This window comes from Asanoa ishikariensis (assembly GCF_900107455.1).
Lineage (GTDB): Bacteria > Actinomycetota > Actinomycetes > Mycobacteriales > Micromonosporaceae > Asanoa > Asanoa ishikariensis.
In genome coordinates, this window is record NZ_FNQB01000001.1 from 330,179 (window position 1) to 354,444 (window position 24,266).

The following is a 24,266-nucleotide window of genomic DNA, read 5'->3' on the forward strand; positions in this document are numbered from 1 at the left end:
GATGGCCACGGCTGACCCGGTCGAGGCCGAGCACCGGGCCGACACGCTCGCCTGGTTAGCCGGCACCACTGATGTCTACCGGCGGATCAAGCCGGATACGCCGGCGCGGCATCTGGTTTCGTACGTCGTGCCGGTCGACCGGCACGACGGGAGCGTGCTCCTGGTCGACCACGTCAACGCCGGGCTCTGGTTGCCGCCGGGCGGGCACGTCGAACCGGGCGAGGATCCGGCCGAAACGGCGCGCCGCGAGGCGTTCGAGGAGCTCGGGCTTGAGGTGGTTGTCGGCGAACCGCTCTTCATCACCGTCACCACGACGGTCGGGATCGATCGTGGGCATACCGATGTCAGCCTCTGGTACGCGGTCGCTGTCGACAAGAACCAGCGGCTCGTCGCAGATGATCGAGAGTTCACCGCTACCCGGTGGTGGTCCGCACAAGAGTTGCGCAACGCTGACCCCGACCGGTTCGATCCGCATTTCGGACGCTTCCTGCGCAAGCTCCAACTGAGCTAGCGGCGGCTACCGCAAGCCGCCGTCGGGCACCACGCGCGGTTTCAGGAGTGGAGCCGAAAGCTGGGCTGACCTTGAGTCCGCGCCGGGCGGCCAGGGGGACCTGGCCGCCCGCACGCAAACCCGACAGAGGCCTGGGGGGACCTCCGTCAGAGGTAGAAGCCGCTGGTGACAGACGTCGTCGGTGTCGCGACCGAGGGCCGGCCCTCGCGCAGGGCCAACAGCTCGGCCAGCGTCGCGCCGTAGGCGCCGACGCCGACCGACGAGCCCAGCCAAGCGGTGGCCTGTTCGTACGGCAGCGGCCCGACCTCGATCTGGGCCATGCACCGACCTGGCCGCAGGACCGCGGGGTGCAGCCGGCCGATCTTCTCGTTGGTGGTTACCGCGACGATCACATTCCCGCCCTGGCCGAGTAGGCCGTCGGTCAGGTTGAGCAGGCGTGAAAGTTGCTGCGTGTTGGTGGTCAGGCCGTCCGCGCGGATCAGGTCGTCGCTGTCCTCGAGCAGCAGCAACCGCCAGCGGCGGCTGTCGGTTGGGCCGCCGGACGCCACCTTGGCCAGGTAGCCGGGGTCGGTGAAAAGCTGCTGCGGGTCGATCACTACGTCGACCTGGCACCAGTCTCGCCAGGCCCGGGCCAGCGCGCGCAGCGCGGTGGTCTTACCCGTGCCGGGGCTGCCGTGCATGATCAGCAGTCGGCCGTTGACGGTCTCGGGGGTGACCTCGGCCAGGCGGTCGATCGCCTCGCCGGCGGTTGTCTCGTAGTTGTCGCGGATCGTGGGCCACTCGTCGCAGGCCACGTTGCGGGCGGTACGGGTCGGGCCCATCTGCGACTGGTGCCAGAAGCCGATCTCGACCTCGCGGTTGTTGACCGTCGCGGGTTCGATCGCGCCGGCCGTGCACTCGGCGAGCACCGACTCCGCCAGTTCCTCGGTGACCGCGGTGACCGTGATGGAGGCGCCACCGGTACGCCAGCGGACCGCTCGGACCGTCCAGCCCTCGCCGACCGCCAGCCGGGCGTCGCGGCCCTCGTCGACCGCGACCCGGGCCAGCTTCGCGTCGGCGGGCAGCAAGGTCGCTTCGGCACGTACGCGGTCGAGGCGCTTGGTCCGCGCCCACGGCTGGTCGCCGGAGACGAAGCTGGACAGCGCCAGGGCGTCCACGACGTCGGACGGCACGTCCATGTCGTCGAAGTGCAGGATGCGGCCCAAGGGACCGGTGTGGTCGCCGGCTCCGCCGCTGGGGGTTCGGCCATCGAGCATGCACCGATAGTGACTACTCTCGGCGACCATCGTCCACCCGATATGCGTGGACTGTGGCACTTGTCGCGGTCGTGAGTACGCGGCGAACACAAAAGCATCACACAAAGTAGTCGTCCGTGCGCGGACAGAGCAGTTCACTCCTCGCCGAACAGCTCCCGCTTGATCACCTTCCCGGTAGTGGTACGCGGCAGGGCAGCCACGAAATGGACGTCCCGCGGCACGGCGAAGCGCGCACCCAAACGCCGCACGTGATCACGCACCTCATCGGCGGACAGAGCAGTAGAGGAGCGCACCACGAACGCCGCCAACCGCTCGCCGAAATCAGCGTCCGGCACCCCGACCACCGCGACCTCGCGCACCCCGTCCAGTGTCGCCAGCAGATCCTCGACCGCCGACGGGAACACGTTCTCCCCGCCGGAGATGACCATGTCGTCCTCGCGCCCGACGACGGTCAGCAGCCCGGAATCGTCCAGGACTCCAAGATCCCCCGTGGCCAGCAGCCCATCAGCCGCAGCCGGCCCGGGGAAGGCGCCGCCCGCGTACCCCTCGAACAGCATCGAGTTGCCGACGAAGATCCGGCCGACGACACCTGCGGGAACCGGCGAGCCGGACGGCGACAACACGACCACCCGCGTCCCGTGCGGCGGCCGCCCGGCCGTGCCGGGTGACCGGCGCAGCTCGGCCGGGGTAGCGACCGAAGCCCACGACACCTCGGTAGAGCCGTACAGGTTGTACAGCACCGAGCCGTGGACGGACATGAACCGTGTGGCAAGGTCGCCCGGCAGCGCCGACCCGCTCACCGCCACCACCCGCACCCCGGGCAGCACGCACCCGGCTTCGAGGAGACGCGAGAGCATCACCGGCACCGCGAACACCGAGGTGCAACCGTGCTCCCGCACAAGAGTCGAAGCGGACGCCGGCGTGAACCGCGGCGACAGCACGACCGACGCCCGCAGGCCGAAGGCGAGCTGCAGCGCCGCGTACCCCCAGGTGTGGAACAGCGGCGCGGCGATCAACACACGCGAGCCGGCCCGCACCGGGATCCGGTCGAGGATGGCCACCAAAGGAGCAGGTCCACGCGGGTTCGGCCGCCGCGCACCCTTCGGCGTCCCGGTCGTGCCAGACGTCAAAACCACAGTCCGCCCGGGCCGCGCGGGCGGCTCCAAGGCCGAAGCCGAAGCCGAAGCCGAAGCCAAAGTCGAAGCCAAAGCCAAAGCCGAAGACGGAACCACGAGACCAGGCAGATCGAAAGACGAAGAGCCCAGCACGAGCCGCAGCCCGTGATCCCGGACCACAGCCTCGACCTGCGAGGAAGAGAACCCGGTGTTGATCAGCACGGCATCCGCGCCGAGCAACGACAATGCCGCCACCGAAAGCACGAAATCAAGGTCGTTGTGGCACAACACCCCGACCCGGTCGCCGGGCCCGATGCCGTGCGCCGACCGCAACGATGAGGCCAAGGAACACGCGGAAGAGCTCAACGCGGCATAGCTGATCGACCCCGAGGGATCGATCAGCGCGACCCGCGAAGGCGACCGTGCGGCCGCCGACAGCAGTGACCCGCCCAGGCCGTACCCCCACTGCCGCAAGGCAGAGATCTGGCGGACGATCCGAAGGGGCGAGCCCGGTGTCAGTAGCCCACGCCGCGCGAGGGTAAGAACGGCGTGGGCAGCCGTCACCGGATCTGGTGGCCCGAGATCGCTCGGGAGACCACCAGTCGCTGGATTTCCGAGGTGCCCTCGAAGATGGTGTAGATCTTGGCGTCCCGGTACCAGCGCTCCACCGGGTGGTCGCGCAGATAGCCGGCGCCGCCGAGAATCTGCACAGCCCGCTCGGTCACGGAAACAGCGACCTCGCCGGCCCGCAGCTTTGACATCGAGCCTTCGCCCGCCGTGAACGGCCGGTTGTTGCGGCCCATCCAGGCGGCCCGCCACACCAGCAGTCGGGCGGCGTCGATGTCGGTGCGCATGTCGGCCAGCGCGAACGCCACCGCCTGGTTCTCGATGATCGGCCGACCGAACTGGACCCGTTCCTTGGCGTACGCCAGTGCGTATTCATAGGCCGCCCGGGCCACACCGAGAGCCTGCGCGCCCACCGTCGGCCGAGTGGTCTCGAAGGTCCGCATCGCCGCAGACGACCCCGACCGCTGCCCGGACCGAGCCCGTGAGAGGCGGGCCTCCAAAGCGTCGCGCCCACCGAGCAGGCATGACCCCGGCACCCGCACGTCGTCGAGGAAGACGTCCGCGGTGTGCGAGGCCCGCAGCCCCAACTTGGAGAGCTTCCGCGACGAGGCCAGCCCACGCGTGCCCGGCGGCACCACGAACGCGGCCTGCCCACGCGAGCCGAGCGAGGGATCCACAGAAGCCGTCACCACATGCACACCGGCGATCCCGCCATTGGTGGCATAAGCCTTCTGTCCAGAAAGGACCCACTCATCGGTGGCGGCGTCGAAGACAGCGCGCGTGCGCATAGCCCCGACGTCCGACCCAGCCTCGGGCTCCGTCGAGCAGAACGCCGCCACAGCCGGCGAAGAGACCGAGCCGAAGCACTGCGGCACCCACTCGACGAGCTGGTCCGGCGTACCCGAACCGTAGATCGCGGCGACGGCCAGCGAGGTGCCCATGATGGCCAACCCGATGCCGGCGTCACCCCAGAAGAGCTCTTCGCTGGCGATGGGCAGCGAAAGCCCGGTCGGGTCGGCCCAGGTGTTGGCCAGGAACTCGAAGCCGTAGAGGCCGACCTTGGCCGCCTCCTGGATCACCGGCCAGGGCGCCTCTTCGCGGGCGTCCCATTCGGCGGCGGCGGGGCGCACGACGTCGGCGGCGAAGCCGTGCACCCAGTCGCGCAAATCCCGCTGTTCCTCATTCAGGTCAAGCGAGAACTCGGCCACGAGAGGGTCCTCAGGCCTTGGGGATGTCGAAGAGGTTGGCGATGTTGGCTGCCAGGCCCAGGTCGCCCTTGGCCTTCAGCTTGCCGGTCATGAACATCATGACGGGGTTGCCGCTGCCCGAGACGATCTTCAGGAAGTCGACGGGGCCCATGGTCAGCGCCAGCCGCGGGTCACGCGAAGCCTCGCTGTTGACGGTGCACGCACCGTCTTCGATGTTCACCTCGTAGGTGTCACTGCCACCGTCGGCGCGGCCGGTGATGGTCCAGTGGATCACCGCGTTGGTCGAGCCGGCGCGGTCGGCGCGGAACAGCGTCGGGAACCGCTCGAAGACCTGGTCGAGCACCTTGCCCCGGGCGTCGCTCGACATGATCTCGGCGATCTTCGCGTCCGGGGTGGACTTGACCAGCTGCGCGAACTCCTTGGGGCCGACCGAGGCGAATTCGGTCGGGTCAAAGTCAGACATCGCGGCGTAACCCCTTCAAAGTGAATTACCTACTGCGGAGTAACCTTACGCAGGAGTAGATATGCTGGCAAGCGTGCCAGGCCGGCCGACCTTCAAGCGTCTACCCCGTGCGGTGCGTGAGCAGCAGATGCTCGACGCAGCCGTCCGGGTCTTCTCCCGTCGCGGCTTCCACGAGGCGAGCATGGACGAGATCGCCGACGAGGCCGGCATCTCCAAGCCCATGGTGTACGCGTACCTCGGCAGCAAGGACGACCTGTTCCGGGCCTGCGTCAACCGCGAGGGCACCCGCCTGCTCGAGTCGATCGTGGCCGTCGTGGCCGACGACCTCCCGGCCGACGAGCAGCTCTGGCGCGGCCTGCGCGGCTTCTTCGGCTTCGTCGGCGCCCACCGCGACGGCTGGGCCGTGCTCTACCGCCAGGCCAGGAGCGGGCAGCCGTACGACCTCGCGACACTGCGCACCCGCATCGTCGAGGTCGTGGCCGGCATGCTCAGAAGCGCCGTGGAAAGCCAAAGCAGACAGGCCCGCGACGAGGACCTGACCGCGAGCGCGTACGCCCTGGTCGGCGCGGCCGAGTCGATCGCCGACTGGCTGGCCGACCACCCCGAGGCCGACCCCGACCGCTCGGCCGCGCGACTGATGAACTTCAGCTGGCTTGGCGCACGCCAGCTGTTGCAGGGTGAGCTCTGGCAGCCCAGTTCGGCCTGAGCACCTGCTTGGCGTCGGCCGTCGGGCCGTGCGAGGTCACCACCACCGGCGCGTCCAGCGCGGCGGACACCGCGCCCGGCCAGTCGACCGGTGCGGCCGCATAGTGCGGCCGGGTGCTGAACAGCCGCCGCGTCAGCGCCTCCTGCCGGCTCAGGTTGCCGACCTGCCCAGGCAGCAGCCGGTCCGTCCAGTCGTAGGACGAACAGAACTTCAGCGCCGGCGAGGCCATGTCGAGATGCGTCAGCGCGATCCCGTCGATGCCGCCGCACACGTCCACCGCGTACCGGTGTGCCACCGCGTCGAAGTGCCCGAACCGGAACCGGCCCTGCCAACGGTTGGTCGGGTTGTTCGGGTCCGTCAGCGGCAGCGCCGTGTCCTCGGTGACCAGTGGGCCGTTTCCGTGGCGGGTGGTCATGATCCGCAGCACGCCGAGCCGGGTGGCGCTGCCGCCCTGGCCCGCCTCGCCCAGCAGTGTCTCCGCGTTGTCGAACGTCGTCGTGCTCCACGTCGTGTACGGGTGGAAACCGTGCCACTCGTCGAGCAGCACACCCTGGGCTCCCTCGAAGACCACCGGGCCGACGGCCAGCAGGTTGCCGAGGAATCCGCGCGTGACGATCGGCACCCGCGCGGCGAACGCACCGAAGGCCCGCACCGTCGCGTCGACCGGCGGCACCTCGAGCGGGCCGAGCTCGTCGACCAGCCGATCGCGCAGCACCGCGAGCTTCGCGCCGAGCACCCCGGGCGCCAGTGTGTCGGCGACCCGGGGTGCGTCGGCGGGGTGGGCGAGCGCGTACCCCATAGCCTCGCCCACCCCCTTGCCGCAGGACCCATGCCGGTGGGCCCCACGGGCAATCTCTCGGGCGCGGTTCGCGGCCCGGTGGTAGGGCGTGGCGAGCAACGCGTCACCCTCGACGGTGAGCCGGTCGAACGCATCCGGCACGCCGATGTCCGCCAGGTGGTCGGCCTCGACGACGAGCGCCAAGGGGTCGACCACCATGAACCGCGACAGGTGCGTGTGCACGCCACGCAACGTGCCAGAGCCGAACTGAGCGAAGACATGACGCCGCCCGTCAGGCAGGACGACACTGTGGCCGGCCTGCCCGCCCCCGTTGTACCGCACCACTGCGGCAACCGGACGGCCGTCAATTCCCTTCGCGCACAACCAGTCGACGACGGTCCCCTTGCCCGCGTCGCCATATCCCAGGTCGGCTACCAGCACGTGGTTCATAGCCGGCTGATCCGGTCGTCGCCCTGGAGCGTGGTCGGCAGGCCCCAGGTGGCGAGCACCCGGCCGCGGCCTTGATCGACCGGCTCCAACGCCGTGGAGACCGAGTCGGCGCGCAGCCCCGCCTCGGCCAGGTCGGCCAGCCCGCCCTCGAGGTCGATCGCCGCCTCGCCGAGCCCGATCAGCAGGGCGATCGTCTCGCAGACGGCGTCCGGGTCGTCGAGCTCGATCGCGTTCTGGCCGAGCAGCCCGCGCCAGAAGTCGAGCACCGTGGTGTTGCCGGCGTAGCTGCTCCCCTTCGGCAGCAGGTAGTAGGTGTCGAACTTGCGGCGCACCTCCGAGACGATCCGGCGCACCGGGATGTCCTCGCTCAGGTCGTCACCGCACACGTTGCGCACCTCACGGGCCTTGACCCGGTCGTACGCGAGTTCGTCGCCGATCACGAACAGGTAGCCCCGTCGCCCGCGCTTGGTGAAGCAGTCCAGCTCGGTGTGCCGGGCCAGGTAGTAGAGCGCGAGCTCGTACGACTCGGTCATCTGGCCGCCGCCGCCACCTTCGAGCACGATCCGGCTGAGGTCGTCGTCCATCCGGTTGTCCGACTCGAACTGCCCGATCTGCAGCGGTACGCGGTCGCAGGTCGCGTCGCCGACCGCGCCGAAGAGGATCTGCGGGTCGCGGGCGTAGTTCTTGCGGAGCAGGAGGCCGAGCAGCTTGGGCAGCTTGGTCTGGAGCACCCGGGGCACGTCGCCCATGGAGCCGGTGACGTCGAAGACCACCGCGATCGCCAGCGAGTCCGGGTGCTCCTGCGAGTCCCGGCTCTCGCGGACGGCGCCGCGCGGGTCGAGCTTTTGGTGGACGGTGCGAGCACCACTGTCGCTGTAGGCGAAGGCGCTCCGGCCGGTCGACCGGCGGTAGCGGTCGGCGGCATCGTAGACGTCGGTTGACCAGACTCCGCTGCCCATGTCGGGCCCTCCTTAAAGGTTGAGCGGGCGGAACTTCCGCACGCCGTAGAGTCGTTCGAGCAGGTCGTCAAGTTCGGCGAGGAGCGCCCAGGCGTCGTCCGGCCGGGACCGCGTCGACGGGAGCGAGCAGCCGTCGGCGAAGGCCACCAGGGCCGCCGGGGCGTACCCACCCATCAGTGCGATCATCGACCGGGCGGCCATCGCGATGTCGGTGCCCGGACCGGGTGGCTGTCGCTTGTGGATCTCCGGCGGATACCAGTCGGCGTAGCCCGGCACCGTCGCCGGCACGTGGTCGAGCCCGTCGACCACCGAGTAGCACCAGTCGACCAGCACCACGCCGTGGTCGGTCGTCTCGATCAGGATGTGCTCGGGCAGCACGGCGCCGTGCACGACACCGGCGCGGTGCGCCAACCCGAGTGCGACCAGCAGCCGGCGCCAGATCCAGGCCGCGTCGCGGGGGTCGAGGCCGGCCGGACGCATCCGGATCACCTCGGCCACGCTCATGAGGTGGGGCACGGTGCCGAGCACGTTGACCCGGCGTTCCTGCCCGTTGCGCGGGTCCCGGTGCCGGAAGGTGTCGACCAGCCGCGGCACGTAGGGCAGATAGCGCGGGTCGCCCGTCTCCGCGATCCGGCGCAGCGCGGTCGCCTCGCGCTCCATCAGGTCGTTGTTGGCCGGCCGCCGAGGCTGCTTGAGAAACAGCCCCCGACCCACGCCGTGGATGTTGGCGAGGTCGCCGGTGTGGGTCACCGCGCCGACCCGGTAGCGCCCGAAGGCGACTGTGCCGCGGGCCCGCCACCGGTTGGTGAGCATCACGAACGCGTCGGTCGCCGCCGCCTTCGCCGCGGGTGCGGCCCGGTCCGGGTGGAGCAGGGCGGCCAGCCGCAGGTAGCCGCGGTGCGGATCCGCCGAACCGAACAACTCTTCGTCGGTGCCGGCCTCATTAACCAGCCGGATCGCGTCGTCGAGGGTCGTCATCGGACGGTCTCCTCTCGGGCCGGCCGCAGCAGGGCGGGGTGCAGCAGTCGGGCGTCGCCGGCCCGGTAGAGGCGGGCGCGGGGTCCGCCGCGCGGTCCGCCGTGCTCGGTGGTCGCGCCGGTGCCCTCGACGAGCCCCGGCACGGAGAGCACCTTGCGGTGGAAGTTTCCGGCGTGGAGCGCGTGGCCCCAGACCGTCTCGTAGACCTCGCGCAGGTCGGCGATCGTGAACTCCTCGCCCACGAACCGGGTCGCGAGTGGCGTGTATTCGAGCTTGGACCGTGCCCGCTCCAGCCCGTCCTCCACGATCTTGCGGTGGTCGAAGGCCAGCTCCCGGGTGGACAGCGCGGTCACCGGCAGCCACTGCGCGTCGCCGGCGTCGGAACCGGCCGAGGGCTCGGGCAGGTCGGGTGCGAAGGCGAGATAGGCGATCGAGAAGATCCGCATCCGGGGGTCGCGCTCCGGCGTGCCGTACGAGGCGAGCTGCTCGAAGTGGACCCGGCGCAGTGGCTCGCCGCCCAGCCCGGTCTCCTCCGCGAACTCGCGGCGGGCGGCGGCGGCGATGTCCTCCTCGGGTCGCACGAAGCCGCCGGGCAGGGCCCAGAAGCCAGCGAACGGCGGTGCGGCCCGCTGGATCAGCAGGACCTGGAGCTCACCGTCGCGGATGGTGAGCGCGACCACGTCGGCCGTGACCGCCACCGCGGGATAGGCCCGCGGGTCGTAACCCGCTAGGAACTCCTGCTCGTTGACCACTGGCTGTCCTTCTCGCTCTAAGAACTTCTCGGCCTAAGAATAACTCAAGCTGAGAATAACCCCGAGCACAGGGCCTTACAAGGGTGCGGCCGTGGTGTCAGTTAGCTCATGGTGCCGATGAGGTGTGGTGCACCGGTCTTCGGATCATGCAGAGCGAAGGTCTCGCCGGGGGTGGCCGAGAACGCCACGGTGCCGGGCAGCAGGATCGGCCGCTTGAAGGCCACCTCGACCGTGTACGCGTCGGGCAGCCGGCCGTCGAGGGCGGCCAGGCAGCGGGCCTTGCTCCACATGCCGTGCGCGATGGGGCGCGGGAAGCCGAACAGTCGGGCGCCCAGCCGCGAGGTGTGGATCGGGTTGCGGTCGCCGGAGACCCGGGCATAGTCGACGCCCACCCGAGCCGGAACCCGCCAGGTCGCCGATGCCGGCGGCGGCACGTCGCGCGCCGCCGCACCAGGAGCACCAGAAGCACGGCCCCGACGCAGGTAGGTCGACACGTCCCGCCACACCTCGACGCCGTCGACGGTGGCCACGGAAACCACGTCGAACTGCCGGCCCCGCTCGTGTGGCCGCAGGTCGACGGCCCGCACGGACAGGTCGAGCCGCTCGGCGGCGTCGAGCGGACGGGTCACGCTGATCCGGTTGGCGATGTGCACCAGGCCGACCACCGGGTACGGGAAGTCGGCGCCGGTCATCAGCCGCATCGCCAGCGGGGTGGCCAGCACGTGCGGAAAGGTCACCGGGAGCTGGTCGCTGAGCCGGAACCCGCACACCCGGTCGTAGTCGGCAAGATGGCTCCGACTCACCGCCACCCCGCGGAGCACGAGCTCGACGTCCGGCAGCACCTCGATCGGCGGCCGCCGGTCGGTGCCCGGCATCAGGCCGATCCGGGGCAGCGCTCGGATCGCCGCCCGCCGGTAGATCGGACCCAGCTCCGGCGGGCCGTCGAGCTCGATGATGGACATCAGGCACCCAACCACATCTGGCCGCAGACGCGCACCACGTTGCCGGTCACCCCGGCCGAGCCCGGCGCGGCGAGCCAGGCGATCGTCTCGGCCACGTCGACCGGCAGGCCGCCCTGGGACATGCTGTTCATCCGGCGGCCGACCTCGCGGGCGGCCAGCGGCATCCGGGCGGTCATCCGGGTCTCGATGAAGCCCGGCGCCACCGCGTTGATCGTCACGCCCTGCGGCGCGAGGATCGGGGCCATCGACTGCACCAGCCCGATCACGCCGGCCTTGGAGGTCGCGTAGTTGGTCTGCCCACGGTTGCCGGCGATGCCGCTGGTGGACGAGACCGAGATGATCCGGCCGCCCTCCGGCAGCAGCGGGATCAGCGCGTCGTTGATCCGTTCCTGGCTGGACAGGTTGACGTCGATCACGGCGTCCCACTGCTCGGCCGACATCTTGGCGATGGTCTTGTCGCGCGTGATGCCGGCGTTGTGCACCACGATGTCGACCTTGCCGTGCCGCGACAGCAACTGGGCGGCCAGGGTGGACGGTGCGTCGGGCCGGGTCAGGTCGAGCTGAAGTGCGGTGCCACCGATCTCGTTGGCCACGCGGGCCAACGCCTCGCCGGCGGCCGGCACGTCGAGCACCACCACCCGGGCACAGTCGCGGGCCAGCACCCGCGCGATCGCGGCGCCGATGCCCTGGGCCGCGCCGGTGACCAGGGCGACCTTGCCCTCCAGCGGGTGGTCCCAGTCGGTCAGCGGCGACGAGCTCACCTGGCCGATCCGGATGACCTGACCGGAGACGTACGCCGAGCGCCCGGAGAGCAGGAAGCGCATCGTCGAGTCCGTGAACTCCTCGGCGCCGGGTGCGACGTAGACGAGTTGGGCGGTCATCCCGCGACCGAACTCCTTGCCGATGCTGCGTGTCAGCCCCTCGAGCGCGCGCTGCGCGGTCGCCTCCCGCGGCGAGGCGCAGGCGGCCGGTGGGGTGCCGAGCACGATCACTCGGCCGCCCGAGGTCAGCGACCGGGCGTTGGCGTGGAAGAACTCGTAGAGCGGGTGCAGGCCCGCGGAGTCGACGATGCCGGTCCCGTCGAACACCAGTGCCGACCAGCGAGGCCCGCCGTCGAGGGCGACGCCGGCGATGGTGAGCATCTTGCGCACCGGGCCGTCGAGCCGCCCGCCGGGTGCCCCGGCGAGCATGACCGGGCCGGTGACCAGCGGATCTCCGGAGTGGTAGCGGCGTAGCACCGGCGGTGCCGGGAGGCCCAGCCGCTTGACCAGCGCGCGGCCAGGACCGGAGTTCGCGAAGCTCGCGTAACGGTCGCTCATAGCGATAGCCTACTTGCGAGTAACCCTGGAGGGGGGCGACTGATGGAGACCAGACGAGTCGCGATCGTCGGCGGCAACCGAATCCCGTTCGCCCGCTCCAACAGCCGTTATGCGGCGGCGAGCAACCTCGACATGCTCACCGCGGCGCTCGACGGGCTGGTCGCCCGCTTCGGGCTGTCCGGTGCCCGGGTCGGTGAGCTCGTCGCCGGTGCGGTGCTCAAGCACTCGCGCGACTTCAACCTCACGCGCGAGGCGGTGCTGGGGTCGCGGCTCGACCCGACCACCCCGGCGTACGACATCCAGCAGGCCTGCGGCACCGGTCTGGAGGCGGCGATCCTGGTCGCCAACAAGATCGCGCTGGGTCAGATCGACGCCGGCATCGCGGGCGGGGTCGACACCACGTCGGACGCGCCACTCGCGCTCAACGAAGACCTGCGGCGCACGCTGCTGCAGATGAACGCCGCCCGCACGACCGCCGCCCGGCTGCGCGCCGCCGCCCGGCTGCGGCCGCACCACGCGTTCATGCCCGAGGCGCCGCGCAACGCCGAGCCCCGCACGGGGCTGTCCATGGGTGACCACGCGGCGATCACCGCGTTGCGCTGGAACGTCGATCGCCAGGCGCAGGACGCGCTGGCCCTCGCTTCGCACCAGCGGCTGGCCGCCGCCTACGAGCGGGGCTTCTTCGACGACCTGGTGACGCCCTACCTCGGGCTGACCCGTGACCAGAACCTGCGCGCCGACACGACGCTGGAGAAGCTGGGCAAGCTGCGGCCGGTCTTCGGCACCCGCGGGCCTGATGCCGAGCGCGCCACGATGACCGCCGGCAACTCCTCGCCGCTGACCGACGGCGCGTCCACTGTGCTGCTCGCGTCCGATGAGTGGGCGGCCGAGCGCCGGCTGCCGGTGCTGGCGCACTTCGTCGACGCGGAGACGGCGGCGGTCGACTTCGTGCACGGCGACGAGGGCCTGCTGATGGCACCGGCGTACGCCGTGCCCCGGCTGCTCGCCCGACACGGCCTGAGCCTGCAGGACTTCGACTTCTACGAGCTCCACGAGGCGTTCGCGTCGCAGGTGCTGGCCACGCTGGCCGCCTGGGAGTCGCCGGAGTTCTGCAAGGAGCGACTGGGCCTCGACACCCCGCTCGGCGCGATCGACCGGGCCAAGCTCAACGTCAACGGCTCGTCGTTGGCGGCGGGGCACCCGTTCGCGGCGACCGGTGGGCGGATCGTCGCGACCATGGCCAAGCTGCTGGCCGAGAAGGGCAGCGGGCGCGGGCTGATCTCCATCTGTGCGGCGGGTGGCCAGGGCGTGGTGGCGATCCTGGAACGCTAAGCTCCCCAACAACTGTTTGACAGTGTGCGTCGATGTGACGCACACTGTCCAACATGTCTTGGGGAGTGGACCCGACGGTCAAGCTGAGGGCGCTGGCGCATCCGCTGCGGCTGCGCATGCTGTCGCTGCTGACCGGCTCGGAGATGACCGCCGCGGAGGTGGCGCGGGAGCTGGACCTGACCCACGCCAACGCCAGCTACCACCTGCGTCACCTGATGGAAGCCGGCGTGATCGAGGTCGCCGGCGAGGAGCGGATCCGGGGCGGCGTGGCCAAGCGCTACCGGCACCGGCCCGATGCCGAGTTCGAGACGCCGAAACCCAAGGTCCCGGATAGCGGTGGACCGACCGCCGACCACCTGCTGGTGTACGAGGCGCTGGCCAGCGAGCTGCGCCGCCGCTCCCGGTCGCTGATGCGCGGGCCCGGCAACCACCTCACCGATGCCGAGCTCTGGGTCGACCCCGCCGTCTGGGCGGAGGTCGGGCAGCAGGTCACCGACGCGAGCCGTGCCCTGCACCGGGCCGCCGTCGCACCCCGTACCCCCGGCGCCATCCGGGTCAACGCCACGATCGCCCTGTTCAGAATGGAGCCGGACGCGAAATGAGCACCATCACCCCTGCTCCGCCGAACGTCGACGACCAACCCCGCCCGGGAATGCTGGCGCCCCTGCGCCACAGCGCCTTCCGGTATCTGGTCGCCGGCCGCACCACCAACATGCTGGGCAACGCGGTGGCACCGATCGCGCTGGCTTTCGCCGTGCTCGACCTCACCGGCTCGGCCCGAGACCTGGGTCTGGTGGTCGGTGTCCGCTCGCTGGCCAACGTCATCTTCGTGCTGTTCGGCGGTGTCATCGCCGACCGGCTGCCTCGACACCTGGTGATGGTCGGCGCGTCCGTCCTGGCCGGCGCGACCCAGGCCGTGGTCGCGTTCACGGTGCTGACGGGCACAGCGACGATCCCGTTGCTGCTGGGCCTCTCGGCGGTCAACGGCGTCGCCGCCGCGCTCGCCTTCCCGGCCATCTCGGCGATGATGCCGCAGACCGTGCCGTCGTCGATGCTCCAGCAGGCCAACGCGATCAACCGGCTGGCGTTCAACTCCGCGATGATCGCCGGCTCCTCGCTCGGCGGTGTGCTCGTCGCGACCGCAGGGCCGGGCTGGGGTCTGGCGGTCGACGCCGGCACCTTCTTCCTCGGCGGCCTGCTGTTCTCGTTGGTCCGCGTGACGAAGACGGCCGAGGCGACCGCCACCGAGCGGCCGGGCATCTTCGCCGAGATGCGGCTCGGCTGGACGGCCTTCGCCAGTCGCACCTGGCTCTGGGCGGTGGTGGCCGGCTTCTGCGTGATCAACGCGGCGTTGACCGGGTCGCTCAGCGTGCTCGGCCCGGTGGTCGCCGACTCGAGCTTCGGGCGGACCACCTGGGGTCTGATCCTGGCCGTGGAGACCGCCGGCATGATCGTCGGCGCACTGGTCGCGATGCGGGTCCGGACCAGCCGACTGCTGTTCTACGGCGTGCTCTGGTGCCTCGGCGACGTGCTGCTGGTGCTGGCGCTCGGGCTCACCTCGACGGTGCTAGTGCTCCTGCTGGCCGGGTTCGCGGTCGGCTTCGCGTTGGAGCAGTTCACCGTCGCCTGGGACACCACCATGCAGGAACACGTGCCGAGCGACCTGCTGGCCCGGGTCTACTCGTACGACATGCTCGGTTCGATCCTCGCGGTGCCGATCGGTCAGGTCCTCGCCGGGCCGCTCGCCGAGCACTTCGGGGTGCGGCACACGCTGCTCGGCGCCGCCGCCCTGATCGGCCTGGCCACCCTGGCCATGCTGCTCAGCCGCGACGTCCGCCACCTGCGGCACGCGATCTAGGAGAGGACGGCCTTCCAACGGGCGGTCCAGGCGGCTTCGACCTCGGCGAACGCGGCGTCGTCGAGGCCGAAGGTGGAGATGGTGACCATGGCGTCGGCCGGCTCGGTGGAGTCGACCGGCGCCTGCGTCACGAGCGCCACGAGGTGGCCGTCGGGGTCGACGGTGATCCGCTGGAACCGACCGGTGTGCCAGGCCGACCCGGCGTCGAGAGCGGCCGCCAGGGTCGCCGGCGCCGCCCGGCCGTCCAGGTAGACGGTGCGCCGGCCCGCGAGGTCCCGTTCGAGCAGGAACCGGAGCTGCTCGAGGAACTGGCGCCAGCCCTCCTCGATCATGTCCAGGTCGTCGGTCGGCGTGCCCGGTGTCTCGATCCGGACCACGGTCCGCGCGGGCCCGACACCGGTGAAGGTGATCGTGTGGTCCTCGCCCAGGCCGATCTGGTCCGGCGCCACCGTCCGTACGTCGTCCAGGAAGATCATCTTGATCTCGTCGTCCAGGCTGGGGTAGTCCCAGCCGAACCATTGCCGGATCAGCGCGGGCTCGCTGAAGTGCCGGCGCACCGTAGCGGCCGGCGCGTCCACTGTGGTCTCCACCTGGAACGGCTCCATGGCAAGCCACTGTACGGGTCGTGAGCCAGGTCACGTCCCCGCCCGGTGCGAGAATGGCCAGGTGACGCAGGTACCCAACGTTCTCGCCGCCCGATACGCCTCGCCCGAGCTCGTCGCCCTCTGGTCGCCGACCGAGAAGGTGAAGCTGGAGCGACGGCTGTGGATCGCGGTGCTGGAGGCGCAGCGCGACCTCGGCATCGACGTGCCGGATGGTGCGGTCGAGGCCTACCGTGCCGTGCTGGACGACGTCGACCTCGAGTCGATCGCCGCGCGCGAGCGGGTCACCCGGCACGACGTGAAGGCCCGGATCGAGGAGTTCGCCGCCCTGGCCGGGCACGAGCAGATCCACAAGGGGATGACCTCGCGGGATCTCACCGAGAACGTGGAGCAGCTACAGATCCGCTCCTCGCTGGAGCTGGTCCGCGACCGGGTGGTCGCGGCGCTGGCGCGGCTGGCCCGCCTGGCCGTCGAACACGAGAACCTGGTCATGGCCGGCCGCTCGCACAACGTCGCCGCGCAGGCCACCACGCTGGGCAAGCGGTTCGCGTCGGCGGGCGAGGAGCTGCTGATCGCGTACCAGCGGCTCGACGACCTGATCACCCGCTACCCGCTGCGCGGCATCAAGGGCCCGGTCGGCACCGCCGCCGACCAGCTCGACCTCTTCGACGGCGATGCGAGCAAGGTCGCCGAGCTGGAGCGCCGGGTCGCCACCCACCTGGGCTTCTCCTCGGTGCTGAGCAGCGTCGGCCAGGTCTACCCGCGGTCGCTCGACCTCGACGTGGTCACCGCGCTGGCCCAGGTGGTCGCCGCGCCGAGCAGCCTGGCCACCACGATCCGCCTGATGGTCGGCCAGGAGCTAGCCACCGAGGGCTTCAAGCCGGGGCAGGTCGGCTCCAGCGCGATGCCGCACAAGATGAACACCCGTTCCAGCGAGCGGGTCAACGGGCTCGCGGTGGTGGTGCGCGGCTACGTGTCGATGATCGGCGAGCTGGCCGGCGACCAGTGGAACGAGGGCGACGTGTCCGACTCGGTGGTCCGCCGGGTCGCGCTGCCCGACGCGTTCTTCGCCACTGACGGCCTCTTCCAGACCTTTCTTACTGTGCTCGACGAGTTCGGCGCCTATCCCGCGGTGGTGGCCCGCGAGCTCGACCGCTTCCTGCCGTTCCTGGCCACGACCAAGATCTTGGTCGCCGCGGTACGCCGGGGCGTGGGTCGCGAGACGGCGCACGAGGTGATCAAGGAGAACGCGGTCGGCGTGGCGCTGGAGATGCGCGAGAAGGGCACCGGCGACAACGACCTGTTCGACCGGCTGGCCGCCGACGGCCGGCTGGGCCTGAGCCGGGGCGAGATCGACGCGCTGGTCGCCGACCGGGCGGCCTTCGTCGGCGCCGCCGGCGCCCAGGTGGCGGCCGTGGCGGAGAAGATCGCCGAGGTGGTCCGCAAGCACCCGGTCGCCGCGGGCTACTCGCCTCGCCCGATTCTGTAAAAGCGCCGTGGCGCCCACCGGGGGAGGGCGCCACGGCTTGTGGGAGAGCGTTGCTCAGACGCCGGCCGTGGAGGTGATCCACGCCCGGTTGTACGCGACGCTGCCGTAGTTCTGGATGTTGACGCCGTCGGCCGTCGAGGCGACACCGACCTGCGCGCCGTTGTAGAACTGCGGACCGCCGGAGTCACCGCGCCACGCGTTGCCGTTGATCCGGGTGCTGCGGATCGCCCGGCCGCCGTAAGCGTCGGTCGCGTTGGTGCTGGTCACCCGTACGGACGCGGTCTTCAGCACCGGCGAGGCGTCGCAGCCGCTGTAGCAGGTCATGCCCCACCCGTAGATCGTGTTGGTCGAGTTGACCGGCGGGTAGGCGCTCGAAAGCGTCACGAAGCTGGTGCTGACCGCGCTGCTCAGCCGCATCAGGGCGAGATCGCTGCGGGTGTAGGAGGCGCTGACGGTGCGGGTCACGCCGCCTGAGCCGCGGTTGACGCTGCCGACGCGGACCGACATCGAGCCACTGATGCAGTGCCGGGCGGTGAGCACCCAGGTCGGAGCGATGATCGTGCCGGAGCAGGTGAACGAGCCACCGCTGAACACGGCAGCGGCCCACGGCGCCGACGCGACCGTGCCGCCGCCGATGATCATCGGCGAGGGTGGTTCGGCGGCGGCCACGCTGGGTGCGATCAACGCGCCGGTCAGACCAATGGTGAGCGCGGCCAGGGTGAGGCGTGTGCGCATCTGGGCTCCTAATCCGAGGGGGGTGGATCGGACTACCGAGACGCTAGTGACACATAGACACATTTACAATCATCAAATCCAGGTCATACGACGCGGTGATGGCGTACGCGCCGATTAGCGTTGGTCGCGATGGAGTTCTTCGTCGCCGCGGTCATGGCGTTCGCGCTGATCCTGCCGGTGGAGCTACCGGACAAGACGTTCGTCGCGACCCTGGTGCTCAGCACCCGGTATCCGCCGCTCCCGGTGTGGCTGGGTGTGATCGTCGCGTTCGGTGTGCAGTGCGCGGTGGCGGTCGCCGTGGGGAGCCTGATCTCCCGCTTGCCGGAACGTCCGGTCGCCCTGGTCGCCGCGGCACTGTTCCTGGCCGGCGCGATCGTGCTGTTCCACGGGGCGCGCAAGGCCGGCAGGCAGCGACCGGAGGAGAGCGACCAGTCGGCGGAGTACGCCGAGCAGATCAAGACCCAACGCACCGGACTGCGCGCGGCGGCCGCGAGCTTCGTCGTCCTGTTCGCCGCCGAATGGGGTGACCTGTCGCAGTTGCTCACCGCCGGCCTGGTGGCGAGTGGCCGAAATCCCATCGCGGTCTTCATCGGCTCGTGGCTCGCGTTGATCGTGGTCTCCGGAGCGGCCGTCCTGCTCGGGCGCTGGCTGCAGAAGAGGGTGAAGTTGTCGGTGATCCGCTATGTGGCCGCCGGTATCTGCCTCGTGCTCGCGGTGTTGACCACAGTTGAGGCGCTGACCACGTGAGTGCTCGTACTCACGTGTAATGCCTGTCCACGATGCCTGTCCGAGGGCTGGGCGGGTGCCGGTCAGCGTCTATCTACCGGGTACTCTTGGCGCGCTTACACGTGTACAAAAGTCAGGAGTGCCAAGTGGCTCGCGTCGTCGTCGACGTCATGCTCAAGCCGGAGATCCTCGATCCTCAGGGCCAAGCGGTCGCGAACGCGCTGCCACGGCTCGGCATCAGTGACGTCAGCTCTGTGCGCATCGGCCGGCGCATCGAGATCGAGTTCGCTGGCGCTGCCGACCCGGAGCGGGTCCGCGAGATCGCCGACAAGTTGCTCGCCAACCCGGTGATCGAAGACTTCACCATCCAAGAGGTCGCCGAGCCGGCGACCGAGGCCGAGGCCGAGGCCGTCCCAGCGGGTGACCCGGCATGAGTGCCCGCGTCGGGGTGGTGACGTTCCCGGGCTCGCTCGACGACGGTGACGCCGCCCGCGCGGTCCGCGTCGCCGGCGGCGAGGCCGTCCGGCTCTGGCACGGCGACAGTTCCCTGCACGGTGTCGACGCGGTGGTGCTGCCCGGCGGGTTCTCCTATGGCGACTACCTGCGCACGGGCGCGATCGCCCGGTTCGCGCCGGTGATGGAGTCGATCATCGACGGTGCCCGTGGCGGGCTTCCGGTGCTCGGCATCTGCAACGGTTTCCAGATCCTCTGTGAGGCGCACCTGTTGCCCGGCGCCCTCACCCGCAACAGCCACCTGCACTTCCGCAACCGCGACCAGTGGCTGCGGGTCTCCGCGACGAACACCGCGTGGACCAACTCGTTCGAGTCCGACCAGGACGTGCTGATCCCGCTCAAGAGCGGTGAGGGGCGTTACGTCGCCGACCAGGCGACGCTCGACGAGCTCGCCGCCAACGGCCGGATCGTGGCGACGTACCAGCGTGGCAACCCGAACGGCTCCGAGCGCGACATCGCCGGGGTCACCAACGAGGCCGGCAACGTCGTCGGGCTCATGCCCCACCCCGAGCACGCGATCGAGGCACTGACCGGTCCGTCGCTCGACGGGCTGGGCTTCTTCACCTCGATTCTCAAGCACCTGGCGGGGGCCTCGGCATGACAACTCAGTCCGACACAGCGTCGAGCGAGGCGGACGAGGCGTCGCTGCCGGCGCAGGTCTCGTACGACAACCTGGACGGTCCTGACACCGTCGAGCGGGCCGGCGCCACCTCGGATGAGCTCCAGCCGTTCGCCGAGCTCGGGCTCCGCGACGACGAGTACGAGCGGATCCGCGGCATCCTGGACCGCCGGCCGACGCAGTCCGAGCTCGCGATGTACTCGATCATGTGGAGCGAGCACTGCTCTTACAAGTCGAGCAAGGTGCACCTGCGGCAGTTCAGCGAGAAGGCGCCGCCGAACGACCGCATGCTCGCCGGCATCGGTGAGAACGCCGGCGTCATCCAGATCACCGACGAGCTCGCCGTGACCTTCAAGGTCGAGTCGCACAACCACCCGAGCTTCGTCGAGCCGTACCAGGGCGCCGCGACCGGTGTCGGCGGCATCGTCCGCGACATCCTCGCGATGGGCGCCCGGCCGATCGCCGTGATGGACCCGCTGCGGTTCGGTGCGGCCGACCACGAGGACACCGCCCGGGTGCTGCCCGGCGTGGTCGCCGGCATCGGCGGCTACGGCAACTCGCTGGGCCTGCCCAACGTCGGCGGTGAGGTCGTCTTCGACCCGACCTATCAGGGCAACCCGCTGGTCAACGCGCTCTGCCTGGGCGTGCTGCCGGTCAACCGGCTGCAGAAGAAGGACGCCGCCGGCCCCGGCAACATCGTGGTGCTGATGGGCGCCAAGACCGGTCGCGACGGCATCGGCGGCGTGTCCGTGCTGGCCAGCGCGACCTTCGACGACGGCAGTGAAGCCCGCCGCCCGGCGGTGCAGGTCGGCGACCCGTTCACCGAGAAGCTGCTGATCGAGGCCTGCCTCGAGCTCTACGACGCCAACCTGGTCGTCGGCATCCAGGACCTCGGCGGCGCCGGCCTGACCTGCGCACTGACCGAGACCGCCGCCTCCGCCGGCACCGGCATGCGGGTGTGGCTGGAGCGGGTGCCGCTGCGCGAGCAGTCGATGGACCCGCACGAGATCCTCGCGAGCGAGTCGCAGGAGCGGATGCTCCTGATCGTCAAGCCCGAGCAGCTCGACGAGGTGCTCGCCGTCGCCGACAAGTGGGGCGTGCTCGCCACCGCGATCGGTGAGGTCACCCCGTCCGAGGTCAGCGGCCTGCCCGGCCGGCTCCGGATCACCTGGCGCGACCACCTGGTGGTCGACGTGCCGCCGGCGTCGCTGGTCGACGACGGCCCGGTCTACGCCCGGCCGATGCGCGAGCCCTCCGACCTGATCCTGCTCCAGGCCGACCGCGCCGAGACGCTGCCCCGGCCGGCGAACCCGGACGACCTGCGGGCGACGCTGCTGCGGATGATCGCTTCGCCGAACCTCTGCGACAAGTCGTGGGTCACCGAGCAGTTCGACCGCTATGTGCTCGGCAACACCGTGCTCGCCCAGCCCGAAGACGCCGGCGTGATCCGGATCGACGAGGAGAGCGGGCTCGGCGTCGCGCTGTCGGTGGACGGCAACGGCCGGTACACCCGGCTCGACCCGTACAACGGCGCCAAGCTGGCGCTGGCCGAGAGCTACCGCAACGTCGCCGTCAGCGGCGCGAAGCCGGTCGCGGTCACCAACTGCCTCAACTTCGGCTCGCCCGAGGACCCGGCCGTGATGTGGCAGTTCGCCGAGGCCGTCCGCGGCCTGGCCGACGGCTGCCTCGAGCTGGGCATTCCGGTGACCGGCGGCAACGTCAGCTTCTACAACCAGACGGGCGCCGCGGCGATCCACCCGACGCCGGTGGTCGGCGTGCTCGGTGTGATCGACAACGTGGCCGACCGGGTGCCGATCGGGTTCGCCCAGCCGGCAACCGGCGACGGCGACCTCATCTTCCTGCTCGGAGAGACGGCCAACGAGCTGTCCGGCTCCGAGTGGGCGTGGGTCACCCACGAGCACCTCGGCGGGGTGCCGCCGAAGGTCGACCTGGCCAAGGAGAAGGCGCTGGCCGAGCTGCTGGCCGAGGCGTCCCGGGTCGGTCACCTGAGCGCGGCGCACGACGTCTCCGACGGCGGCCTCGCCCAGGCGCTGGTCGAGGCCTGCCTACGCAACACCGTCGGCGCCCGGATCGCGCTGCCGGAGGACTTCTCGGCGGGCTCGATGCCGTTCGTCTACCTCTTCAGCGAGTCGGCGGGCCGGGTCGTGGTGTCCGTGCCGCGCGGGCACGAGAAGGCGTTCACCGGGCTGTGCGCCGAGCAGGGCGTGCCGTGGACCCCGATCGGCGTGACCGACGGCAACAACGGCGCGCTCGACATCCGCGGCCAGTTCTCGGTGCCGCTGGAGGAGCTGCGCGAGGCGCACACCTCGACCATGCCCCGGCTGTTCGGAGCCTGATCACAGATACGAAGAAGGGGGCCGCGGAAGCGGCCCCCTTCTTCGTATCTTGTCGCTCAGTCGTCTAGCCAGCCCAGTTGACGCCGGTCTCGGCCACCTTCGGCACCCCGGCCGCCTTCGGCTCCGTGGCGAGCTCCGCGGCCTTCGTTGCCGTCGTAGTACTCGCCCTGCTCGCCGTAGCCGCCGTTGGGGGCGCCGTAGTTGCCGCCGCCGCGCTGCTCGGGCACCCGGTCGTAGCCCGGGGGAGGACCTGCTTCGTAGCCACCACGGTCGTAGCCGTCGTTGCCGCCGGCCGGGTAGCCCCGGGTCTCGTCGTAACCGCCCGCCGGGGCACCGCCGTAGCCGGCGCCCTGACCCTGGTCGTAGCCGCCGCGCTGCGCGCCGCCGTAACCGTTGCCGCCCTGGTCGTAGCCGTTGGGCTCGGCAGCGTAGCCGCCGCGCTCATCGCCGTAACCGTTCGCGGCACCGCCGTAGCCACCGCCGGCCGGCTGCTGGCCGTAGCCACCGCCGCCCTGCTGGCCGTAGTCATCGGCAGCCGGAGTGGGCTGGTAGCGACCGGTCGGCTCGTCGAAGCGCTCGCCGTAGCCAGCACCACCGGCCTGCGGGTAGCCGCCGCCGGGTGCCGTGCCGTAGCCGCCGCCCGAGGACGGTGCGCCGCCGTAGGCCCCGCTGCCCGAGCCGGGCGCTTCGGGGTAACCGCCGGCGCCGTAGCCGCCGCCCGAACCCGGCGCGTTGCCGAACTGGGTGGGCTGTGCGGCGCCGTACATCTGCGTGGCCTGGTCGTAGCCGCCGGCCTGCGTCGCCGGGCCGCCGTAGCCGTTGCCGGCACCGCCGCCCCAGCCGGGCTGCTGCTGACCGGCGCCGTAGGTCGGCGCCTGCGGCGGCATGGGCGCGCCGTAGGGATCGGGGAACTCGTCGGCCGGTGCGCGACTGTGCAGCATGGTCGGCGCGTCGGCGAGGGCTCCGCCGCCTGGACCGGCGATCCGGGTCGCGTCGTTGCCCGCGCCCCGGTAACCGCCCGCGGCCGCCGGCACTGCCGGGCGTACGCCGGTGGTCGAGGTCTGGTCGTCCGGGTCGTCGCTCTCCTTGCGGCGCAGCATCACCCAGACGATGCCGCCGACGCCGAACGCCACCAGCAGACCGCCACCGAGCACGACCAGCCAGTTGCCGAAACCGCCACCCTCTTCAGAGTTGCTGGCCGGGTCGGCGGCGACGGCACTCTCGCTCGCCTCGTCGTCCAGCGGGGCCTCGTCGTCGAGCGGAGCCTCGGTCGGGATCGAGCTCGGGTCGGCAGTGGCCTCGACCTTGAGCTGCAGCGTGATCGCGACGCCCGAAGCGGTGCCACCGGCGTTCACGTTGATGACCTTGGTGTTCCGCTTGTCGTCCTTGGAAGCACCGATGGTGATCCGGCCGGGGGCGATCGGATCCTGCTCGCTGCCCTGGAACCGGAAGTTGCCCTTGTCGTCGGCGAAGTCCTCGTGCAGCTTGCCGGCACCATCGCTCAGCGCGACGTAGGCGTTGTTGATCGCCTTGCCGTCCGCCTGGTTGGTGACCTTGCCGGTGATCAGCTTGACCGTCTCAACCGCGGGCGGCTGCTCTGGCTGGTTGCCACGAACCGACATCGGACGAGAGCCGTTGGCGGTCGCGCCGTCGATCGTGACGGTCGCGTTGACCTGGCCGGACTTGGTCTGGCCGTCGGGCACGTTGCCCGCACGCACGCGCGCTTCGAACTGACCGAAAGCGCCTGGCGCGATGTCCTCTACGTCACCGTCGCAGGCTTCGCAATTCAGTTCGGCGAAGCTGCTCGACACCTGGACGGAAGCCGTGACCGTGTCAGCGCTCGCGTTCCGGAACCGGACGCGTACGGTCGCGGTCTGCCCGGGCGATAGCGTTGCGTTATTAACGCTGACCGTCACGTTCTCAGGTGCGGCCTGCGCGGGGTTGGGAAATACTGTGACCAGTGCGCCAGATATCAGCGCCACGACCACACCGGCCCGTATACGCCAGGCTC

The 24,266-nt window shown here is 70.6% G+C and carries 23 protein-coding genes; 10 read left to right on the forward strand and 13 right to left on the reverse strand.

What is annotated here, in order from left to right:
• Position 1 precedes the first annotated feature (1 nt).
• A complete protein-coding gene (locus BLV39_RS01585) occupies positions 2 to 511 on the forward strand; it encodes an NUDIX domain-containing protein (RefSeq protein ID WP_204083015.1) in 510 nt (169 codons plus the stop codon).
• Between the two features lie 146 nt (positions 512 to 657).
• Here the strand turns inward: BLV39_RS01585 and BLV39_RS01590 are convergent, their stop codons facing one another.
• From BLV39_RS01590 to BLV39_RS01605, 4 genes are all read right to left on the reverse strand, one after another.
• Positions 658 to 1,767 (reverse strand): DUF5925 domain-containing protein, encoded by a 1,110-nt coding sequence (locus BLV39_RS01590; RefSeq protein WP_090786321.1) that lies wholly within the window; start codon positions 1,765 to 1,767, stop codon positions 658 to 660.
• Between the two features lie 134 nt (positions 1,768 to 1,901).
• Entirely contained in the window at positions 1,902 to 3,446 is a 1,545-nt protein-coding gene (locus BLV39_RS01595; RefSeq protein ID WP_090786322.1) for an AMP-binding protein, read from the reverse strand.
• Positions 3,443 to 4,657 carry an acyl-CoA dehydrogenase family protein gene (locus BLV39_RS01600; RefSeq protein WP_090786324.1) on the reverse strand — a complete coding sequence of 405 codons (1,215 nt, stop codon included), beginning with the start codon at positions 4,655 to 4,657 and terminating at the stop codon, positions 3,443 to 3,445. Before BLV39_RS01600 ends, BLV39_RS01595 begins: the two co-directional genes overlap by 4 nt.
• A gap of 10 nt (positions 4,658 to 4,667) precedes the next feature.
• Complete coding sequence (locus tag BLV39_RS01605) at positions 4,668 to 5,120, reverse strand: SCP2 sterol-binding domain-containing protein (protein WP_090786326.1); 453 nt, start codon at positions 5,118 to 5,120, stop codon at positions 4,668 to 4,670.
• Between the two features lie 73 nt (positions 5,121 to 5,193).
• Here BLV39_RS01605 and BLV39_RS01610 point away from each other — a divergent pair, with 73 nt between their 5' ends.
• Entirely contained in the window at positions 5,194 to 5,826 is a 633-nt protein-coding gene (locus BLV39_RS01610; protein ID WP_239084081.1) for a TetR/AcrR family transcriptional regulator, read from the forward strand.
• Here BLV39_RS01610 and BLV39_RS01615 read toward each other — a convergent pair.
• The 6 genes from BLV39_RS01615 to BLV39_RS01640 form a co-directional block, all read right to left on the reverse strand.
• Positions 5,765 to 7,054 carry an adenylosuccinate synthetase gene (locus tag BLV39_RS01615; RefSeq protein ID WP_090786330.1) on the reverse strand — a complete coding sequence of 430 codons (1,290 nt, stop codon included), beginning with the start codon at positions 7,052 to 7,054 and terminating at the stop codon, positions 5,765 to 5,767. The two genes, BLV39_RS01610 and BLV39_RS01615, sit on opposite strands and share 62 nt — an antisense overlap.
• Positions 7,051 to 8,013 (reverse strand): hypothetical protein, encoded by a 963-nt coding sequence (locus BLV39_RS01620; protein ID WP_090786332.1) that lies wholly within the window; start codon positions 8,011 to 8,013, stop codon positions 7,051 to 7,053. Before BLV39_RS01620 ends, BLV39_RS01615 begins: the two co-directional genes overlap by 4 nt.
• Positions 8,014 to 8,025: 12 nt before the next feature.
• The gene (locus BLV39_RS01625; RefSeq protein WP_090786333.1) at positions 8,026 to 8,991 is read right to left on the reverse strand and encodes a serine/threonine-protein kinase; all 966 of its coding nucleotides are present in this window, start codon (positions 8,989 to 8,991) and stop codon (positions 8,026 to 8,028) included.
• Positions 8,988 to 9,743 (reverse strand): NUDIX hydrolase, encoded by a 756-nt coding sequence (locus BLV39_RS01630; RefSeq protein ID WP_090786336.1) that lies wholly within the window; start codon positions 9,741 to 9,743, stop codon positions 8,988 to 8,990. The genes BLV39_RS01625 and BLV39_RS01630 overlap by 4 nt, the downstream gene beginning before the upstream one ends.
• Positions 9,744 to 9,844: 101 nt before the next feature.
• Entirely contained in the window at positions 9,845 to 10,705 is an 861-nt protein-coding gene (locus BLV39_RS01635) for a MaoC/PaaZ C-terminal domain-containing protein (RefSeq protein WP_090786338.1), read from the reverse strand.
• Entirely contained in the window at positions 10,705 to 12,024 is a 1,320-nt protein-coding gene (locus BLV39_RS01640; RefSeq protein ID WP_090786339.1) for a 3-oxoacyl-ACP reductase, read from the reverse strand. Before BLV39_RS01640 ends, BLV39_RS01635 begins: the two co-directional genes overlap by 1 nt.
• Before the next feature lie 39 nt (positions 12,025 to 12,063).
• Here BLV39_RS01640 and BLV39_RS01645 point away from each other — a divergent pair, with 39 nt between their 5' ends.
• From BLV39_RS01645 to BLV39_RS01655, 3 genes are read left to right on the forward strand one after another with little or no spacing between them, the layout of a single operon-like run.
• Positions 12,064 to 13,356, forward strand: a complete 1,293-nt coding sequence (locus BLV39_RS01645; RefSeq protein WP_090786341.1) for an acetyl-CoA C-acetyltransferase — start codon at positions 12,064 to 12,066, stop codon at positions 13,354 to 13,356.
• A gap of 53 nt (positions 13,357 to 13,409) precedes the next feature.
• Complete coding sequence (locus BLV39_RS01650) at positions 13,410 to 13,958, forward strand: ArsR/SmtB family transcription factor (protein WP_090786343.1); 549 nt, start codon at positions 13,410 to 13,412, stop codon at positions 13,956 to 13,958.
• Positions 13,955 to 15,214, forward strand: coding sequence for an MFS transporter (locus BLV39_RS01655; RefSeq protein WP_239084080.1), 1,260 nt, complete (start codon positions 13,955 to 13,957; stop codon positions 15,212 to 15,214). The genes BLV39_RS01650 and BLV39_RS01655 overlap by 4 nt, the downstream gene beginning before the upstream one ends.
• Here the strand turns inward: BLV39_RS01655 and BLV39_RS01660 are convergent.
• Complete coding sequence (locus BLV39_RS01660; protein WP_090786347.1) at positions 15,211 to 15,819, reverse strand: SRPBCC family protein; 609 nt, start codon at positions 15,817 to 15,819, stop codon at positions 15,211 to 15,213. The two genes, BLV39_RS01655 and BLV39_RS01660, sit on opposite strands and share 4 nt — an antisense overlap.
• A 61-nt stretch (positions 15,820 to 15,880) precedes the next feature.
• Here BLV39_RS01660 and purB point away from each other — a divergent pair, with 61 nt between their 5' ends.
• Positions 15,881 to 17,305 (forward strand): adenylosuccinate lyase, encoded by a 1,425-nt coding sequence (gene purB, locus BLV39_RS01665; RefSeq protein WP_090786349.1) that lies wholly within the window; start codon positions 15,881 to 15,883, stop codon positions 17,303 to 17,305.
• Positions 17,306 to 17,359: 54 nt separating this feature from the next.
• Here purB and BLV39_RS01670 read toward each other — a convergent pair whose 3' ends face one another.
• Complete coding sequence (locus tag BLV39_RS01670; RefSeq protein ID WP_090786352.1) at positions 17,360 to 18,040, reverse strand: S1 family peptidase; 681 nt, start codon at positions 18,038 to 18,040, stop codon at positions 17,360 to 17,362.
• Positions 18,041 to 18,169: 129 nt separating this feature from the next.
• Between BLV39_RS01670 and BLV39_RS01675 the strand changes: the two genes are divergently transcribed.
• From BLV39_RS01675 to purL, 4 genes are all read left to right on the forward strand, one after another.
• On the forward strand, positions 18,170 to 18,787 hold the full coding sequence (locus tag BLV39_RS01675) for a TMEM165/GDT1 family protein (RefSeq protein ID WP_090791019.1): 618 nt from the start codon (positions 18,170 to 18,172) through the stop codon (positions 18,785 to 18,787).
• A gap of 125 nt (positions 18,788 to 18,912) precedes the next feature.
• Positions 18,913 to 19,200 (forward strand): phosphoribosylformylglycinamidine synthase subunit PurS, encoded by a 288-nt coding sequence (purS, locus tag BLV39_RS01680; RefSeq protein WP_090786354.1) that lies wholly within the window; start codon positions 18,913 to 18,915, stop codon positions 19,198 to 19,200.
• A complete protein-coding gene (purQ, locus tag BLV39_RS01685) occupies positions 19,197 to 19,880 on the forward strand; it encodes a phosphoribosylformylglycinamidine synthase subunit PurQ (RefSeq protein ID WP_090786358.1) in 684 nt (227 codons plus the stop codon). The genes purS and purQ overlap by 4 nt, the downstream gene beginning before the upstream one ends.
• Complete coding sequence (gene purL, locus BLV39_RS01690; RefSeq protein ID WP_090786359.1) at positions 19,877 to 22,255, forward strand: phosphoribosylformylglycinamidine synthase subunit PurL; 2,379 nt, start codon at positions 19,877 to 19,879, stop codon at positions 22,253 to 22,255. Before purQ ends, purL begins: the two co-directional genes overlap by 4 nt.
• A gap of 56 nt (positions 22,256 to 22,311) precedes the next feature.
• Here the strand turns inward: purL and BLV39_RS01695 are convergent, their stop codons facing one another.
• Positions 22,312 to 23,973, reverse strand: coding sequence for a hypothetical protein (locus tag BLV39_RS01695; RefSeq protein WP_143049605.1), 1,662 nt, complete (start codon positions 23,971 to 23,973; stop codon positions 22,312 to 22,314).
• Between the last annotated feature and the right edge of the window lie 293 nt (positions 23,974 to 24,266).

What these genes read in the sequence shown, in the direction of transcription:
- BLV39_RS01585 (WP_204083015.1), top strand. Translation starts at nt 2, where the DNA reads ATGGCCACGGCTGACCCGGTCGAGGCCGAGCACCGGGCCGACACGCTC.
- BLV39_RS01625 (WP_090786333.1), bottom strand. Translation starts at nt 8,991, where the DNA reads ATGACGACCCTCGACGACGCGATCCGGCTGGTTAATGAGGCCGGCACC.
- BLV39_RS01650 (WP_090786343.1), top strand. Translation starts at nt 13,410, where the DNA reads ATGTCTTGGGGAGTGGACCCGACGGTCAAGCTGAGGGCGCTGGCGCAT.
- BLV39_RS01655 (WP_239084080.1), top strand. Translation starts at nt 13,955, where the DNA reads ATGAGCACCATCACCCCTGCTCCGCCGAACGTCGACGACCAACCCCGC.
- BLV39_RS01670 (WP_090786352.1), bottom strand. Translation starts at nt 18,040, where the DNA reads ATGCGCACACGCCTCACCCTGGCCGCGCTCACCATTGGTCTGACCGGC.
- BLV39_RS01675 (WP_090791019.1), top strand. Translation starts at nt 18,170, where the DNA reads ATGGAGTTCTTCGTCGCCGCGGTCATGGCGTTCGCGCTGATCCTGCCG.
- purL (WP_090786359.1), top strand. Translation starts at nt 19,877, where the DNA reads ATGACAACTCAGTCCGACACAGCGTCGAGCGAGGCGGACGAGGCGTCG.
- purQ (WP_090786358.1), top strand. Translation starts at nt 19,197, where the DNA reads ATGAGTGCCCGCGTCGGGGTGGTGACGTTCCCGGGCTCGCTCGACGAC.
- BLV39_RS01620 (WP_090786332.1), bottom strand. Translation starts at nt 8,013, where the DNA reads ATGGGCAGCGGAGTCTGGTCAACCGACGTCTACGATGCCGCCGACCGC.
- BLV39_RS01635 (WP_090786338.1), bottom strand. Translation starts at nt 10,705, where the DNA reads ATGTCCATCATCGAGCTCGACGGCCCGCCGGAGCTGGGTCCGATCTAC.
- BLV39_RS01605 (WP_090786326.1), bottom strand. Translation starts at nt 5,120, where the DNA reads ATGTCTGACTTTGACCCGACCGAATTCGCCTCGGTCGGCCCCAAGGAG.
- BLV39_RS01640 (WP_090786339.1), bottom strand. Translation starts at nt 12,024, where the DNA reads ATGAGCGACCGTTACGCGAGCTTCGCGAACTCCGGTCCTGGCCGCGCG.
- BLV39_RS01660 (WP_090786347.1), bottom strand. Translation starts at nt 15,819, where the DNA reads ATGGAGCCGTTCCAGGTGGAGACCACAGTGGACGCGCCGGCCGCTACG.
- BLV39_RS01590 (WP_090786321.1), bottom strand. Translation starts at nt 1,767, where the DNA reads ATGCTCGATGGCCGAACCCCCAGCGGCGGAGCCGGCGACCACACCGGT.
- BLV39_RS01615 (WP_090786330.1), bottom strand. Translation starts at nt 7,054, where the DNA reads ATGAACCACGTGCTGGTAGCCGACCTGGGATATGGCGACGCGGGCAAG.